Genomic DNA, 16,148 nt, shown 5'->3' with positions numbered 1-16,148 from the left:
TGACAAAATGACATCAGGAATCGAAGTGAACGACAGCAGTTTGCCATTGCGCCGGGATGTAAAAATGCTTGGAAACATCCTTGGAGATATCCTAGTCTACCATGGCGGAGTGGAACTATTTGAAAAAGTAGAAAAGATCCGAGCAATGTGCAAAACGCTAAGGAATGAACATGACCGCGATACATACCCTGCTTTAAAAGAGGAAATCGCAGGCTTGTCTGTTCCAATGAGAAAAAATATCATCCGGGCATTTTCGGTATATTTTCATTTAATCAATGCAGCGGAACAAAATCACCGGATCCGCAGGCGCCGCGACTATCTGCTCAAGTCTGATACCAGCTCACAGCCAGGTTCTATTGAAGCAGCCATCCTTTCGTTGAAAGACAATTATATATCCTCAGATATCATCCAAAATGTACTGAATACCATTTCATTGGAATTGATTATTACAGCCCATCCTACGGAAGCCACCAAACGTTCAATCCTGGAGATTCAGAAAAGGATAGCAGGTATCCTTAAAAGTCTGGACAATCCACTCTTATCCAAGAAAGAGCGTGATAGGATTGAGGAAAGCCTATTTAATGAGGTTTCCGTCCTCTGGCAGACTGATGAATTGAGAGACCGTAAGCCTACTGTCATTGATGAAGTCAGGAACGGACTTTATTATTTTGACCAGACACTATTCGATGTCCTGCCTGAAATCCATCAGGAAGTAGAAACCAGCCTTAAAGGTCATTATCCTGAACATGAATGGAAAGTACCTCACTTCCTGCGATTTGGTTCATGGATCGGCGGTGACAGGGATGGGAATCCAAATGTTACTCCAGATATTACATGGGAAACATTGCAAAGACAAAGACGTCTGGTACTTAAAAAGTATAAAGCTGTATTAGTTGATTTGATGAAACGTTTCAGCCATTCAACAACAAGAACAGCTGTTAGTGAAGAGTTAATCGCATCAGTTATTAAAGATGAAGAAAGATATTTAACGGATGATCAAAAATGGAATATTGAAGGCGAGGTTTATCGCCGCCAATTTGCTATTATCATTCAAAGGCTTAAAGAAGCTGGAAAATCTGATATTGGCTACAAATCATCAGAGGAAATGCTTGAAGACCTTCTTGTCATAAAACGAAGTATTTATCAGCATCATCCTGTTCATCATGAACTCAAAACTTTGCAAAAGTTAATCAGGCAAGTCCAGTTGTTCGGATTCCATCTTGCAACTCTGGATATTCGTAACCATAGCGGTGAACATGAAGCGGCAATTGCTGAAATACTGAAGAAGGTTGGAATCAATCAGGATTATGCAGCTCTATCAGAAGATGAAAAGCAGGAATTGCTTGTTAAAATTCTTGAAGACCCACGTCCATTGCTTCTTCTTCATGAGGATTATTCAAAAGAGACGCAGGAAATGCTTCAAGTTTTTGAGATGATCAAACGTGCGCACAATGAATTTGGGAAGCGTTCGATTTCTGTTTATCTGGTGAGTATGACTCAATCCGCGAGCGATTTGCTTGAAGTGCTTGTCCTTGCTAAGGAGGCTGGCATATACAGACTCCATGCTGATGGTACTTTCGAGACCGATTTGAACGTCGCTCCGTTGCTAGAAACAATCGACGATTTAACAGCAGGTCCAAAAATCATGGAAACATTATTCAAGTTGCCAATTTACCGCAATCATTTGAATAAAATGGGGGACCAGCAGGAAATCATGCTTGGGTACTCAGATGGAAGCAAGGATGGCGGAACATTGACAGCCAACTGGAAGCTTTACAAAGCTCAGCTTGAGATCAATGAAGTGGCCAAGAAATATCAAATCGGCTTGAAGTTTTTTCATGGCAGAGGAGGTTCACTAGGCCGTGGAGGCGGTCCATTGAACAAGAGTCTGCTTTCCCAGCCTGTCGAGACTCTTGGTCAAGGAGTCAAAATTACTGAGCAAGGGGAAGTTTTGTCATCTCGTTATCTATTGAAAGATATTGCCTATAGAAGCCTTGAACAAGCAACATCTACGATGATGAAGGCTGCAGCGAATGTGCTGAAGGAATCTGAGCAGGGTCATTTGCGTGACCAAAGATGGGTTGATGCAATCGAGCAAATTTCTGCTGTTTCCTTAAGGAAATATCAGTCGCTTGTGTTTGAAGATCCGGATTTTATCACCTATTTCAACCAGGCTACACCGTTGAAAGAACTAGCTGAATTGAATATTGGGTCACGTCCTATGAGCCGTAAAAACAGTGCCAAATTCGAAAATCTTCGTGCTATACCATGGGTATTCGCATGGACACAAAGCAGACAGCTCTTCCCGGCATGGTATGCGGCTGGAACTGGCTTGCAGAGCTTCGCACAGGAAAGTCCCGATAATTTAAAGGTCTTGCAGGAAATGTATGAGGAATGGCCATTCTTCCGAAGCACTGTGGATAATCTGCAAATGGCATTGATGAAAGCGGATATTACCACGGCACAGGAATATACTTCACTAGTAGAAGAGAAAGCAATTGCTGACCGCATCTTTGGCAACATTTTAGAGGAGTATGAACGAACCAAGAATATCCTTCTGCAAATTACAGAGGATGAAGAACTGCTTGACCATACACCAAATATCAAAGACTCTGTTCATAGACGAAATCCATATGTCGATCCGCTTAACTTTATTCAAGTGGAATTGATTAAGGAGCTTCGCAAGGATGAAGATCCGGATGATGAGTTATTGACGCAGGTTTTATTAACTATCAGCGGAGTTGCTGCAGGATTAAGGAATACTGGTTGATCAAAAAGACCCGCCGTTTTGGCGGGTCTCTTTGATTAAAGTCGTAGTGAAAGTTTTCTACGAAGTACTTAACAGGAGCTGAAGATCAATCTTAGACAGGCAGTTTCATTTGCCTTTCGAAAGTAACATGAGTTAAAATTTCATGGTTCAGTGTTTTAGCCATTTTCATAGTAAGATTCAGTATTTTTCGGATGCCTTCCTGGTGCCCGTTTTTGATAGCAAGCCCGTCACATTGAATTTCACTTTGAATACTCAATTGTTGTTCTAGTACCGGGTATTCAATGTGGCCAAGTTCATGCCAGATAATCGCTTCTTTTATATCTTTGTCCGCGCAGAAAGTTGGGTAATCATAAACAACGATGAACCAATCGAATTCAGCTTCATAAGATTTATAAAACAGGGTCAGGATCCGGGAATCAATATCCCATAAATCAAGCCAGTTTCCATTTCTAAGTCCAAAAAGCTTCAATACGGCCTCCTTATTTTCGATGATCGCAATTTTTCCATTGACCCGGTACTTCTCTTGATCCAAAAGTTCACCGATGCATTTCAAAAAATTCCTCCTCTTTATGAAGTCCTGTTATTTATTATTGTTAAATATATTAGTTATTGTTAAACAACATGAGTAAAATAAAAAAGATACGAAATTGATCAGAAGGGAGGGAGCTGTGAATGCTTTGTTCACATAGTTACTGGAAAGTGGATCGCAGAATTGAAGATAATGAACAAGTTTATGAAGAAAACGAGCAATTCATAAAAATGTATCATGACAAGATAACCACAGCTTCTGACATTTTTCATCTGCGTGACATATTAGATATTACATTTAAGGAAATGTCAGGAAGGACAGGCTTTCTTTATCTCCATACAACAAGAGGAGTGTATTCCTTCTGTACGGATGCAAAGCCGGATCGACTTATTGAGATGTACAAAAAAATCAAACATCAAAATTAGCTTAATTTACATATTTAGCAGCAAAAATCACACTCTATATACAAAGGGTGTGATTTTATGCTTTTTTCAACGGTTGGTGCAATCGGATCCCAATTGAATGATTTTATGATCATTTTAACCTCCATCTCCCTCCATGAACTATTAGATGCTGAGGCGAAATATCATAAGGTATTAAGAGCGTATTGGTATGAAAATAACTTCCTTACCTATAAATGGTGGTTTCTCTTGGTTCTTTCCATCGTCCCGGCCATTGTCTGGTGGATACGGGTTGATAAAACCAAGCTAATTGAAAATACAGCATTTGGTTTATTCTATGGCGTAACAGCCATCTTCCTGGATTCAATCGGCAGCAACGCTATGGTATGGACATATCCAGTCAGACTCACACCATATTTAAATCCGCAGCTATATCCTTATGATGTGGGAGTCGTGATAATCCCTTTTATGATGGTCTATCAAAAATTCAGTATGTCATTTAAAAAGTTTTTTATCGCTACAGGTGTGTTATCCCTTTTCCTGGCTTTTATTGCAGAACCGTTCATGGTCTACCTGGGGATTTATAAAGAAATTACCTGGAAACATATTTATTCATTTCCGATTTACTGGTTAATAGGAATAATGTGTTGGGCAATCATTAAAAAATTTAAATCTTATTCTTCTAAGTCATAAAAATCCCTGGCCTTAGGCCAGGGATTTTTATGGTATATTGGTTTTGTAGAGGCTCTGTTCTCATACTTTGTTGCTATTGCCTACAAGAATGGATTGAATTACAAATTCCTTCGTAAAGTTGACTCTTCTTATGAGAAAAGAGCATGCAAAGTAATACCGACCTGCAAAATGGGTAAATATTACGTTAAAATCGGCTATAGGATTTAACAACAATGTTTAGGAAAACAGCCCTTTTTAGAAAAGGACGTGGAATAATGACTAGTTTTACTAATAACGTTATAAGAATAATTCAGACAATTCCATATGGGAAAGTGATGACATATGGTCAAATAGCAAAAGCGGCTGGAAGCCCAAGATCAGCAAGACAAGTTGTCCGAATACTCCATTCACTGTCAGAAAAATATGGTCTTCCATGGCATAGGGTGATTAATTCTAAAGGAGAAATTGGCTTCAAGGATGAAGAAATGTTCATAACACAGAAACTGTTGCTGGAATCTGAAGGAATCCAATTTAATACAGAAAGATCCCTGCCACTTAAAAACTATTTAAGGCATATTGATATTGAGATACATTAACGGATAGAAACTGATAAACATACATATGTAAAAAACACCCAATGGGTGTTTTTTACATATATTTTTTTGAAATATCTTGTCTGTCAAAATATTTTCGGAGCGAGCTTGAAATGTTACGATAAACCTTATTGATTTATACATAAATCTGGAGTTTAGTTTTACATTAAGTACGACGTATTCATGGTTTTGCCAGTACTGTATTAGGGAAAAGGTATAGAGGATTATATTACATAGTGAGGTATAATATGGAAGTAGCAGTGCTTGAAAAAGAGATAAGCGGATTTATTGGTAAGTTATTAAGGGATAATTTTGGCCGTGGACCAGGTAATGTATTTTGTACCATCTCGAGGCCGTTCGTATCAGTCTATATTACGAATTTTCTATCAACGATGGAGAATACTCTCCTAACTAATCACCAAAGCGTTTATGTCCAAAAAACAAGAGATTTGATGATGGAAACCCTTGAAGAAGAAATTAAATCTTATATCGAATTGAATACAAAAGATAAAATAAAAGAATTTTACTATGAATGGAATCTAGACGAAAAATCAGGAATGTTATTATTCATTTTTGAAAAAGATCAGCCATATAATTTCGATGAATACCCCAGTAAGAACCTTGTTGAGGAGGAAACCATAGAATTAAGCAAGGAAATTCAGAAAGCTCCGGATGAAACCCATTCTAAGTTGCTTAATGAGCGGACGCTGATTATCGTACGCCACGGCATTCTAATAAGTCTGGAAAAAGAATTTATTCAATTAGGGTTTCAAGAAACGCTGAAGATTGCAAAAAGAAAACTGGAAAAGAAAGCAATTACTCAGCATCAAAGTTCATATGAAAGATACCTAAACGCAAAAATAACAGATTACTTTGTTGACTGGAATTTTGATAAGGACAAAAGCTACACTTTGTTTATACTTAAATCCTGACTGATCCCCTATTGATTTACTGATGATAAAATGCTATCATACTCAGTAGGGTAAAGGTTAAAATTCTTAACCTTGCTTAAGCGAAACAAGAACGTACTATATAATGAATAACTAAATATATTAATCTGATGGCAATGAATGGGCATAGAACCAAATCATAAGTCAGAAAAGGATGAATGTGGATTGATCCTTTTCTGACTTTTTTTAATGCCAATTATTGGATGATTTGACTGGAAAGGAATGATTCTTCATTAGTAAACATGAAATAGGTTCATATATTGATACTTTTGTACAAGAAAAACAACAATTACCTTCTGAAACTCCTAATACAATTAAGAAGAATGAAATCGAGTTTTATTTAGAAGAATATGCCATAGAACAGGGAATTGATTTCGATAAAAAGTCGGAGTCCACTAAAACCATATACACCCTTATCCTCGAAGGAAGAGAGACGATTGTGGAATTTTTCTATAGGTATGGCCATTACTATACTAGACATTCAATAACTCTTAAATAATTTTGCTGTTCCATGAGGAGCAGCTTTTTTGTTTGATAATTAGTTTTAAAATTATTTAGTTCTGGATAACTACATTTGATTTCGGTCCTCCCAATGAAGTAAAAGACCAACTTCCCCGGTCGGCTCTCCGAGGCAATCGATGTGCTTGACTCGACAGCCACAGGATAATGAAAGTTTCGAAGCTATCATCGCACCATCGAAAGCGACAGCTTTTGGGAGGACGGGGCGCTTTAAGGCGGGCAGCGCTAATCGGGGCTGAACGATGCGCTTGCGCTTTTTTTCCACTGTGCATTCGAAGGTATTGAATTCATCATAATATTATAGGATAATTTTGTCATTGTTATTAAAAGGGGTGGGGAAATGGAAGAGACATTTAATCGTTTTCTTGATGATTATCTTGATGTTTGGAGAAATTCTTCTTTGCCAGAATTAAAATTGATGATTTCACGTGAATACCAGGCGAGGGAAATTACGAATGGTAAAATATCTGATTTTGGGTATGATGAATCGATCAGAGGGTGGGAGCAAGGTTTTAATTTTGTCAAAGGAAATAAGGGAAGTTGGGAATTAACAGTTATAGACAGGATAAAGATAGGGGAGCATGAGGTAATGGCAATCATCCTTGCGAGGCTGGTCCTCGAGGGAAAAAGCATGGAGACTAGTAATCTCTTTTTTCAGACATTTACGTACGACTTTGGCTGGAAGCTTATCAGAAGTTATATAGAGGCTGGAATTCCTGTTGACCAGTTTGAGTAGACAATATCTTGTAAAACGCTTAATGTTAAAACTCTAGGGGGGATACGCGGTGAACATCGCAGTAAAAGCTTTATTAATCACCATAGGGACACTTTCAATCTCCTTGGGAGTGATCGGAATCTTGGTTCCTCTTTTGCCTACCACACCGCTGATTCTGCTGGGTGCAGCCTGTTATGTAAAGGCGTCGGACGAACTGTACCAAAAGCTAATTAGAAATAAATGGTTAGGCGGTTATATAAAGGATTTTCGTGAAAAAAACGGAATTACCTTAAAAAATAAAGTATTAAGTCTTTGCCTGATGTGGATTTCGATATTGGGAACGATATTATTCTTAGAGGTCGATTTTTGGCTCGCTGCTGTCCTGATTATTGTCGCTGTTACGGTTAGCGCCTATATTTTATCTTTTGATACTATTTGAAGCAGTTATAAATCACCATTTCATCCCAGAATTTAAATTTATTTTCTTTAATCGTTTTGATAAAACAATAAAATTGGTATCGTTTTGCTAGTCTGCTTGATAATCGATTCTTGACATAAACAGCTTTAATTTATACAATTATCTTGAATTCGAGATATATTGAAGTTAGGATTAGTGGATTTTACAGAAGGAAGGTGCACAACAGGTTAGATAGATAGCTCTTTATAAAATGTTAGGAGAGTTGAAATGAAACATATTTATAAAAAAGGAATAAATACATCCAAACCAACTTTATTATTGTTGCATGGCACTGGTGGTAATGAAAATGATCTGCTTCCTTTGGCAAACATGATTGACGAGGAAGCTTCTGTGTTAAGTGTTCGCGGGAATATCCTTGAAAATGGAATGCCACGTTTTTTCAGAAGGCTTGCTGAGGGTATCTTTGATGAAGAAGATTTAATCTTCCGCACCCAAGAATTGCATGATTTCTTGGATGAAGCATCGGAAAAATACGGTTTTAGCCGCGATAACATAGTAGCGATTGGTTACTCAAATGGTGCCAATATTGCTGCTAGTCTGCTTTTTCATTATAAGAATGCCCTTAAAGGAACAATCCTCCACCACCCAATGGTGCCTAGAAGAGGGATTGAGCTTCCGAAATTGTCAGGTACAGAGGTTTTTTTAGCTGCTGGAAAAAATGATCCAATCTGTCCCGCACAAGAGTCAGAGGAATTGAAATCATTGTTGTCTAGCGCTAATGCCAATGTAGAAACGCATTGGGAGAACAGCGGGCATCAATTGACGCTAAGTGAGGTTGAGGCAGCCAGGGATTGGTATACAGGCAAATTTTAATTTAGTGCTTCATAAAGAAAGAGCAATGTGAGAACATTGCTCTTGGCTTTATTTCAGTGGATCTGTAATTATTCTTTAGGAGATCACCTTTTGTACATTGGCGGGTTCTCTCATTAACTCTACAAATACGCTGGCAAACTCTGGGTCCCATTGTGAACCCCTACCATTTTCAATAATAGTAAGTGCTTTATCAAACGCCATCCCCCTACGGTAAGGTCTGTTGGATGTCATTGCATCAAATGCATCGGCCACAGCTATTATTCTCCCAAAAAGAGGAATAGTGTCTCCTGAAAGACCTTTTGGATACCCACGTCCATCATACCGTTCGTGGTGAAACATTATGCCTTCAATGACGGCATCCATGTCAGTAAACCCTTGTACCTGCAGAACGATATTGGCACCAATTACAGGATGCCTCTTTATCTCGGCAAATTCCTCATCTGACAATTTCCCGTCTTTTTGCAATATTTTATCTGCAATGCCAATCTTGCCAATATCGTGCAAGATTGCAGATTTCTTCAACAGCGAAAGTTCATATCCCGATAACCCGAATTTGTCTCCTATTAAAAATGAATAAGCTGCAACTCTTCCGGAATGTCCCGCAGTATAAGGATCACGGGCATCAAGTGCTGCCGATAAACTCTCCAGGAAACTCTCGAACATCAATTGGTTTTGTTTGTCCCGACTGTTGATTGCGTCAACCATGTGATTAAAGCCGTTGACTAAACCAGCGAATTCATCAGAATATATTTCAGCTGTCTTTGTAGTTAAATTACCTTCCTGTATATTTTTCATTGAATTCTGTAGTTGTATTATAGGCTGATGAACATCCAAAAATGATAATTTGGAACCAAAATAGGCAAACGCCAGGCCTATAAGGATAATTAAGGCGGCCCAGCTCCAGTAACTTTGGACAGAAGACCTCAAAATATCAAGCTTTACCTGAGTTGCTAGACCAAATAGTAAAATGGGAAAAACGCTTATATAAAGAAAACTTAATTGGAATTTCCGCTTAATTGAAATAACATTTTTCCCCTCAAGCGATAAAGACTCGTTGAAACGTTTTTCTGCTGTCTTGGATAGCTCCATCAACAGCGGCTGTATCGCTTTAATAGTCAGGAAAAACTCAATAATACTATGCATCCCAGCGACCAAGATTGCCCCAATCATTGCAAAGAATACAAATGTAAAAGGAATACTCAATAGCTCGATATGGATAAAGATTATTGCCAAAATGACAGCCGGAGCTGATATGCCGATTAAATGGGGACCCATTATTCTTTTGAAAGTCAGGATGGGAAAATTGTGCAGCCTGAAAAACGCAATTCGCAAAGTGTTCAAACTCAAAGACTCTTCTTCATATACCTTCAAAATCGGCTTGATGTCCTTGGAAAAAGCAAAGTACTCTATGATAATCATAAAAAAGAAAGAAATGCCTATTATTACAGCCATGACAATAAATTCAATCGCAGAAAGTGTTAGAGTGAGGAAAATAAAGACTCCTCCCACTCCTAAAACAGCAAAGCTTGAGCCGAGGAGATAATTAAGTAAAAGTTGTTTCCTGAATTTCAAAAATGTTTCCAAACATTCTTCTCCTTACTAAATGAGGTGTTTTGTTAATTATTAACTAATCCAATTTATCTGTAAAGAAAATTCCACATTTAAAAGGGCTTATCGATATGTTCATGGAACTTTTAGTAATAGGCAGAAATTTCATCAAGGGAGAGGTTAAATTGAAAACGATAGGAATGATCGGTGGTATGAGCTGGGAATCCTCGGCTGAATATTACCGGAAGATCAATGAGGAAGTAAAAAGGCAGCTTGGAGGTCTCCATTCTGCAAAAGTGATTTTAATCAGTGTTGATTTTGATCAAATCGAAAAATGCCAATCAGAGGGCAAGTGGGATGAAGCGGGGCAGATATTAGGTGAAGCGGCATATTCACTGGAAAAGGCAGGGGCTGATTTTATTGTCATTTGTACTAATACGATGCATAAAGTAATTGACCAAATATCTCAGAGTACAAGCCTGAAAATTCTTCATATAGCAGATGAGACTGCGGCGCAGATCAAGAACTTAGGTATTAAAAAAATCGGTTTGCTTGGCACCAAGTATACAATGGAACAGGATTTTTATAAGTCAAGAATACAATCAAAAAATATTGATGTGTTAATACCAAACGAAAATGATAGAGACTTGATTAATAAAACAATCTTTAATGAATTATGCCTTGGAATTATCCACCAGTCCTCCAGGGAATATTTTAAGAGAATTATAGAAGACCTCGCTGCAGAAGGCGCAGAAGGAATCATTCTCGGTTGTACAGAAATAGGTCTATTAATAAAGCAGGAAGATGCAACCGTTCCCCTATTTGATACCACGGAAATACATGCTCATGGAGCAGTGGGAAAGGCGCTCAATATATAGAGAAAAATGGGTCAGAGGTTCTGGCCCATTTTTCGTTTCTCCATATGGAATCGCAAGTTGCTTGAAAATCAAAATGGGTAAGCGCGAAAGTTACATCGCCAAGAAGAGGTACGTGCTGAGTGACCCAAAATAGAAGTCTCTTGTGTTTTAGATGTATTTCGTTTTCACTCATATTATCATCCGTTTTGTCATCTCAAATGAGAACAAGTGTAATGCCTAAATCATTCTAAACAAGAGACTGTGGAATCTATAAGCTGACTATTTCTTATAAATAGACAGCATTGGAGAAATAAAGGGATCTAGGGGCATGGGACGTAAATAAATATTTATGGACCGAGGCATAAGGTAATCATTCTGAGCTTGCTTAAAGCAATTATACATGGCTTTACCGCCTGTTGAGTTCGCAGAGTGTATCGTGATTCGATTGGCAAATAGCTGTTTCTCGACCATTATTTTTACAAGCATCAAGCCATTTCTGGTATAGCTTTCAAGGTCATGATCTAACGACAAGTGGTCGATTTCATAGTTTTTCAAAAGAATGAGACATTCATCTATAGTCTCTGCCAAAACATAACCTTCTGGCGCCTTGCGGTAGTCATCTAGGAAAACACTGATTTCATTCATTTCTCGCTCTCCTTCCCAAAAGGGGGTGACTAAGAAAAGTCGAATAGCCCTAGATATTCATCATTCTCTCAAGCCTAACACACTTTTTGACAAAAAGGGCCTAATACCACTTGGGAAATTCTTCTATAAGTTTCTAAGAAATTTATTATTTCTTATTACACTGCACATTTCCTATAAGGATGCGTAAGGAAGTACAGGTCAGTAAAGCAACAAATATTTGAGAACAGCCTAAAAATGCGGGGAATTAATTGGTTTTGACTCACTTACAAATACAGGAGAAATGGGGAACCCCCGCTCCTGATAATAACGGGTTCTCTTGTGGGGTGCAAAACGCGAAAAAACAAATCAAATAGCATGTTAAATCGCTTACGATTTAGCATGCTGTTTTTTATTGGTATAGGAACGTTTATGTCAATTTTATTTGATAATTAACACTGTAATTAGCATGCAAATTAATAAAGTGGGAATGGACATTCTCATGCTGTTGTTTACATGCTAAAACGCTTGCTAATACTTCCTTGAATTTGATAGGAATTGCAAATTTCCAAACATAAAATAGATACACCAGCAGAAAGAAGTCTGGTCCATAAATAAGAAATCAGCGAAAGTAAAATAAGCGGAGTTTTTCCGGTTATATTCAGAATGGAGCACGTTTTTGGCTAAATAAGCGGAGTTTTTTCTCTTATACCAAGCAAATTCCACCAAATTAGTGTTTTTCGAATCAATAGACGGAATTTCTCCGTCTATTTAGTCTTTTTTCAGCGCAATTTACTTATTAAGCGGAATTTTTCCGCCTATTTATCAGATCGGGTATTTACTTAAAAACTCTCCATCTAAAAATGAAAGTGTAATTCCATCATAACGACTTTGAATTATAAAATTCAGAAATTAAAAAGCTTGATGATTTAATTGCTAATCCCCATGCTTTTTTCTACATTACTTGTACTGTTAATTACGATTTCGCACTTCCAAAGAGAACCCCTAATTCCTGATAAACGAGGGTTCAATTAAGTACATTTAGTGGTTTTTAACACCTTAGCAAGAATACGGGGATGAGCAAGAATGATTGGATGCGATTTTAAATGTAGCACCTGAATGAATCGCTTGTAAACATGTTCGTTATGAGAGCAAGCCGTCACGACTTTTTTTACATACCATTGCAAAATGGGAAGGCCTATTGGTTTTCTTCCGGTCGTTGTTCGGAATCGAAAGTCTTCTGTTAAAGCGATCAGCCAGGGAATATACAGAATCCTGCTAACTTTTTTATGATAGCTTTTTGTTAGTTGTTTCTTGTTTAACCCATGCATTAATAGTTCTCTTAAAGCCTTGGCTTCCATAGCAGCGAGGCTCATTCCCTGTGCAAAAACAGGGTCAACCCGGCAAAAAGAGTCGCCAATTACCAACAAACCGGTTGGAAAATTTCTTTGTTTTTCAAAGTGATAACGTCGGAGGGCAGGAAACCGGTATATTTGTATATCCTCAGAGAGTGGTGATTCACTTTTAATCAATTCATAAAACTCAGGTTGATCAAGCGTCACTGCATATTCCAGGAAGCTATCTATATCTTTAGGCACTTCTTTCGTGCCGTAACCAATCAGGGTAACTAGCATACGATTACCTTCGATAGGGGAAATCATGCCGCCACGTTCGACTTCTGGTGGATTGGGATAAGCGAGGAGACTGTGCCAATTAATAGATTCATGAGAAAGTTTCTTAAAGACCATGCTGGCATAAAATAAATCTACCTTGATTTCTGTTTTGGTCGGAATCCCGTATCCTGAGTCCCTTAGCCATTCGTTATGAAGCGATGCAGCACCTGACGCATCAATTACTAAATCCGCTAAAAGCTCCGTTACGGCTCCGGTTTTTTCCTCGATGACAATGGTGTTCATTTCATCGTTATTGAATTTAAGATTCTGCACCTTGCACCCGAATCGAAAATCGATATTCGGTATTTTTTCCAGTCTATGCTGGATCTGCCACTCAAGTAGAGGTCGGCTCTGCTGGCTAATGAACACGTTTGAATCAAATCGGAGCTTTTGGGTACCGTGATGTGACCATAAGAGATCGCCCGCGAAGTCCGTTTTCTTGGCTCCATTTCGAGATAATTCCTGAAAGATTCCTGGGAAAAGCTCCTCTATAATCTCTTCTCCGCTTTTCAGCAAAACATGCCCCAGATTACCTTGCGGAACCCCTTTTCTATTGGTGACATGATCATTTTTCTTATCTTTTTCTATTAATATAACTTCTTTGAAAAACTCAGACAGTACACGTGCAGCCAGCTTGCCCGCAATACCACCACCTACAACCACAGCTCTATTTCTGTTCATATTTTTCGAAAACATCCTTAGCTCCTATTCTCTTCATAATTATAGATATGTTGAATTATCTGCCTTTAAGTTAAAATAAACCTATGTATGCAACAGCATAACACGGTAATTTTACATAAAGAGGTGGGGAAATGAAAGAGTTACAAGCATATACGAAGGATTATCAAAAAGAAATGGGCTGGGAAATCAATTCTGATAACTATACCAAGAGCAGGGAATCACTCCTGAATAATTATTTACTGCTGACTACGGAAGTAGCAGAAGTGGCGGAAGAACTGAGGAAGGCCTTTAACCTTACGCAAAGTAGGGTACAGGAGGGTATGAATGAAGATGAGGCGTTCACAATCGCCAAAGAAAGCATCAAACAGGATATAGGCAAAGAACTGGCTGATTGCCTTGCATATCTATTGAAGTTCTATAATTATTTTGATATAGATCTGGAAGAAAGCTTCTACGAAAAAATGTTAGAAGTACGGGTTCGGAAAAACAAAGATCTTTAGGAAAAATTTTTCTCGTTATTTTGCTTCTAAATAGGGTTTATTTACATTATTTTTTGAGACCCTTAATGAATGGAGTTCAATTTTATGAATGAGCAACAAATGGATAAATTGCTGAATATCAAGACAACTGGTGAACAAAGAGGGTTCATGACTTCATTGCATTACCATCGCTATGAACCCACTCCATATAGTGCGCTTGATTTATTTTTCAATGAATACAATATTAGCAGTAATGATCATATTGTTGATTTTGGATGTGGAAAAGGGAGATTGAACTTTTATCTTAACCACCATTTCAACACAAATGTCGTCGGTGTTGAAATGAATGAAACATTCTACATTGAAGCTCTCGAAAATAAACAAAGTTACTTAAAGAACTATCGAAACCGAGCAGATAGAATTAATTTTTATTGTGTTCTGGCAGAAGAATATGGAATTTCGTCTAATGAAAACAAATTTTATTTCTTTAATCCTTTTACAGTTCAAATCCTGACCAATGTCGTAAAAAACATCATGATTTCTTATGAACAATATCAAAGGGAAATCGATCTGATTCTATATTATCCATCTGAAGACTATATATTTTATTTGGAAAAGCAAACACCGTTCGAGCTGGTTTATGAAATGAACCTGCCTGAAAACAATCCAAATGAAAGGTTTTTAGTATATAGATTGAATTTGTATAAGTAAATCTTAAAAATTAGAAGAGTGATGCAAAGATTCATCGGGTGCCAGCCTCTTGTAAAGTCTTCATAACATAAATGCCCCAGCAACATGCCGGGGCAAAAAACGAATTATTTTTGACTCTGAGGGTGGTTATCCTCGGCCAGTAGTGCTGCTTTTGCATTGAGTTCCACCTGTTCTGGTGTCTTGCAGCCAGGAATTACTGCAGTGACTGCAGGGTGTCTCAAAACCCAAGCTAATGCCCACGTTGCCATAGGAACACCTTCGGGAACTTCGTTTTTGTGTATTTCCTCCACCTGTTTGAGTAGAATCGCTGTTTCTTCGCTGTCATGTTTGGAGCGAACATCGTCAGCCCTGAAGGTCGCACCTGGTTTATATTTACCGCTTAAATATCCACTTGCCAGCGGAACCCGTGCCAGTACCCCAAGGTTTTGCTTTTGGCTAGAAGGGAAGATGTTCTCTTCAGGCTTACGGTCCAGTCGGTTGTAGACGACCTGAATTGCACCTGCGTTCACTTCTGAAGCGTTGTCAGTTTGGTAACTTTCTTCATTCGAACGCAGTGAGATTCCCAGGTTGCGTATTTTTCCTTTTTCCACTTGTTTATCGAGCATTGTCCATAGTTCATCGTTGTTGAATTCTTCATCTGTGCAAGAATGAGCCTGGTATAAGTCTATGTAATCAGTTCTTAGTGCCTTCAAAGAAGCATCCAGCTGCTTTAGTACTTCATTTGCATTCCAGTGACGTGTCCTTTCAAAATTACCATGAAAATGATGACCGAATTTAGTTGCTACGATCCAGTCTTCGCGATTGTTCCGGCTCAAGTAATCTCCAATAAGACTTTCAGATAAGTGATCACCATAACATTCTGCTGTATCAAGGAAGTTGATTCCTTCTTCATTTGCTTTATCCAGGATCGCATCGACCTCAAACTGACCGAAATCCTTTCCCCATTCACCGCCATACTGCCAAGTTCCGATTCCAATTACAGAAATATCTAGGTTTGTTTTGCCTAAGCGTCTGTACTTCATTCCAACACCCCTAAAATAATTTACGTCAATCTTATCATTTGAACGGTTTGAACAAAACTATGTTGCACTAACACATCCATTGTATACACCAAGAAAGGAATTCGAATTAATTAAAG

16 protein-coding genes are annotated in these 16,148 nt (G+C 38.2%); 11 read left to right on the top strand and 5 right to left on the bottom strand.

Annotated elements, in window-relative coordinates:
• The first annotated feature begins 7 nt into the window (after positions 1-7).
• Positions 8-2,770: a phosphoenolpyruvate carboxylase gene (gene ppc / locus CD004_RS11915; RefSeq protein ID WP_102262969.1), complete on the top strand. Its 2,763-nt coding sequence runs from the start codon at positions 8-10 to the stop codon at positions 2,768-2,770.
• A gap of 91 nt (positions 2,771-2,861) precedes the next feature.
• On the opposite strand, the gene CD004_RS11910 is transcribed toward ppc, so the two are convergent.
• On the bottom strand, positions 2,862-3,323 hold the full coding sequence (locus CD004_RS11910) for a hypothetical protein (protein WP_102262968.1): 462 nt from the start codon (positions 3,321-3,323) through the stop codon (positions 2,862-2,864).
• Positions 3,324-3,442: 119 nt separating this feature from the next.
• On the opposite strand from CD004_RS11910, the gene CD004_RS11905 reads away from it, so the two are divergent.
• The 7 genes from CD004_RS11905 (at position 3,443) to CD004_RS11875 (ending at position 8,440) form a co-directional block, all read left to right on the top strand.
• On the top strand, positions 3,443-3,724 hold the full coding sequence (locus tag CD004_RS11905) for a hypothetical protein (protein ID WP_102262967.1): 282 nt from the start codon (positions 3,443-3,445) through the stop codon (positions 3,722-3,724).
• Positions 3,725-3,781: 57 nt separating this feature from the next.
• Positions 3,782-4,393, top strand: a complete 612-nt coding sequence (locus tag CD004_RS11900; protein ID WP_102262966.1) for a CBO0543 family protein — start codon at positions 3,782-3,784, stop codon at positions 4,391-4,393.
• A 254-nt stretch (positions 4,394-4,647) separates the two neighbouring features.
• Entirely contained in the window at positions 4,648-4,968 is a 321-nt protein-coding gene (locus CD004_RS11895; RefSeq protein WP_102265081.1) for an MGMT family protein, read from the top strand.
• A 245-nt stretch (positions 4,969-5,213) separates the two neighbouring features.
• A complete protein-coding gene (locus CD004_RS11890; RefSeq protein ID WP_102262965.1) occupies positions 5,214-5,897 on the top strand; it encodes a Na-translocating system protein MpsC family protein in 684 nt (227 codons plus the stop codon).
• 877 nt (positions 5,898-6,774) lie between these two features.
• Positions 6,775-7,170 carry a flavoprotein gene (locus CD004_RS11885; RefSeq protein WP_102262964.1) on the top strand — a complete coding sequence of 132 codons (396 nt, stop codon included), beginning with the start codon at positions 6,775-6,777 and terminating at the stop codon, positions 7,168-7,170.
• A gap of 49 nt (positions 7,171-7,219) precedes the next feature.
• Positions 7,220-7,588, top strand: coding sequence for a YbaN family protein (locus tag CD004_RS11880; RefSeq protein ID WP_102262963.1), 369 nt, complete (start codon positions 7,220-7,222; stop codon positions 7,586-7,588).
• Between the two features lie 246 nt (positions 7,589-7,834).
• On the top strand, positions 7,835-8,440 hold the full coding sequence (locus CD004_RS11875; RefSeq protein ID WP_102262962.1) for an alpha/beta hydrolase: 606 nt from the start codon (positions 7,835-7,837) through the stop codon (positions 8,438-8,440).
• A gap of 75 nt (positions 8,441-8,515) precedes the next feature.
• Here the strand turns inward: CD004_RS11875 and CD004_RS11870 are convergent, their stop codons facing one another.
• Positions 8,516-9,811: an HD domain-containing phosphohydrolase gene (locus tag CD004_RS11870; protein ID WP_233435002.1), complete on the bottom strand. Its 1,296-nt coding sequence runs from the start codon at positions 9,809-9,811 to the stop codon at positions 8,516-8,518.
• 362 nt (positions 9,812-10,173) lie between these two features.
• On the opposite strand from CD004_RS11870, the gene CD004_RS11865 reads away from it, so the two are divergent.
• Entirely contained in the window at positions 10,174-10,866 is a 693-nt protein-coding gene (locus CD004_RS11865; RefSeq protein WP_102265080.1) for an aspartate/glutamate racemase family protein, read from the top strand.
• Between the two features lie 258 nt (positions 10,867-11,124).
• Here CD004_RS11865 and CD004_RS11860 read toward each other — a convergent pair whose 3' ends face one another.
• The gene (locus tag CD004_RS11860) at positions 11,125-11,490 is read right to left on the bottom strand and encodes a cyclic-phosphate processing receiver domain-containing protein (protein WP_102262960.1); all 366 of its coding nucleotides are present in this window, start codon (positions 11,488-11,490) and stop codon (positions 11,125-11,127) included.
• A 1,007-nt stretch (positions 11,491-12,497) separates the two neighbouring features.
• Positions 12,498-13,835, bottom strand: a complete 1,338-nt coding sequence (locus tag CD004_RS11855; protein ID WP_102262959.1) for an FAD-dependent oxidoreductase — start codon at positions 13,833-13,835, stop codon at positions 12,498-12,500.
• 116 nt (positions 13,836-13,951) lie between these two features.
• On the opposite strand from CD004_RS11855, the gene CD004_RS11850 reads away from it, so the two are divergent.
• On the top strand, positions 13,952-14,320 hold the full coding sequence (locus tag CD004_RS11850; protein ID WP_102262958.1) for a MazG nucleotide pyrophosphohydrolase domain-containing protein: 369 nt from the start codon (positions 13,952-13,954) through the stop codon (positions 14,318-14,320).
• An 84-nt stretch (positions 14,321-14,404) separates the two neighbouring features.
• Positions 14,405-15,010, top strand: coding sequence for a methyltransferase (locus tag CD004_RS11845; RefSeq protein ID WP_102262957.1), 606 nt, complete (start codon positions 14,405-14,407; stop codon positions 15,008-15,010).
• Between the two features lie 104 nt (positions 15,011-15,114).
• On the opposite strand, the gene CD004_RS11840 is transcribed toward CD004_RS11845, so the two are convergent.
• On the bottom strand, positions 15,115-16,032 hold the full coding sequence (locus tag CD004_RS11840) for an aldo/keto reductase (RefSeq protein WP_102262956.1): 918 nt from the start codon (positions 16,030-16,032) through the stop codon (positions 15,115-15,117).
• Positions 16,033-16,148 lie beyond the last annotated feature (116 nt).

It is taken from the genome of Mesobacillus jeotgali, from assembly GCF_002874535.1.
Classification (GTDB): Bacteria; Bacillota; Bacilli; order Bacillales; family Cytobacillaceae; genus Mesobacillus; species Mesobacillus jeotgali.
The sequence above is the reverse complement of the archived record's forward strand: the minus strand, read 5'-3'. Positions and strand labels throughout refer to the sequence as shown.

Bases quoted from the DNA above. Each gene is read 5' to 3' on its own strand.
- CD004_RS11840 (WP_102262956.1), bottom strand. From the start codon at position 16,032: ATGAAGTACAGACGCTTAGGCAAAACAAACCTAGATATTTCTGTAATT.
- CD004_RS11895 (WP_102265081.1), top strand. From the start codon at position 4,648: ATGACTAGTTTTACTAATAACGTTATAAGAATAATTCAGACAATTCCA.
- CD004_RS11875 (WP_102262962.1), top strand. From the start codon at position 7,835: ATGAAACATATTTATAAAAAAGGAATAAATACATCCAAACCAACTTTA.
- CD004_RS11845 (WP_102262957.1), top strand. From the start codon at position 14,405: ATGAATGAGCAACAAATGGATAAATTGCTGAATATCAAGACAACTGGT.
- CD004_RS11855 (WP_102262959.1), bottom strand. From the start codon at position 13,835: ATGTTTTCGAAAAATATGAACAGAAATAGAGCTGTGGTTGTAGGTGGT.
- CD004_RS11890 (WP_102262965.1), top strand. From the start codon at position 5,214: ATGGAAGTAGCAGTGCTTGAAAAAGAGATAAGCGGATTTATTGGTAAG.
- CD004_RS11850 (WP_102262958.1), top strand. From the start codon at position 13,952: ATGAAAGAGTTACAAGCATATACGAAGGATTATCAAAAAGAAATGGGC.
- CD004_RS11860 (WP_102262960.1), bottom strand. From the start codon at position 11,490: ATGAATGAAATCAGTGTTTTCCTAGATGACTACCGCAAGGCGCCAGAA.
- ppc (WP_102262969.1), top strand. From the start codon at position 8: ATGACATCAGGAATCGAAGTGAACGACAGCAGTTTGCCATTGCGCCGG.
- CD004_RS11905 (WP_102262967.1), top strand. From the start codon at position 3,443: ATGCTTTGTTCACATAGTTACTGGAAAGTGGATCGCAGAATTGAAGAT.
- CD004_RS11900 (WP_102262966.1), top strand. From the start codon at position 3,782: ATGCTTTTTTCAACGGTTGGTGCAATCGGATCCCAATTGAATGATTTT.
- CD004_RS11885 (WP_102262964.1), top strand. From the start codon at position 6,775: ATGGAAGAGACATTTAATCGTTTTCTTGATGATTATCTTGATGTTTGG.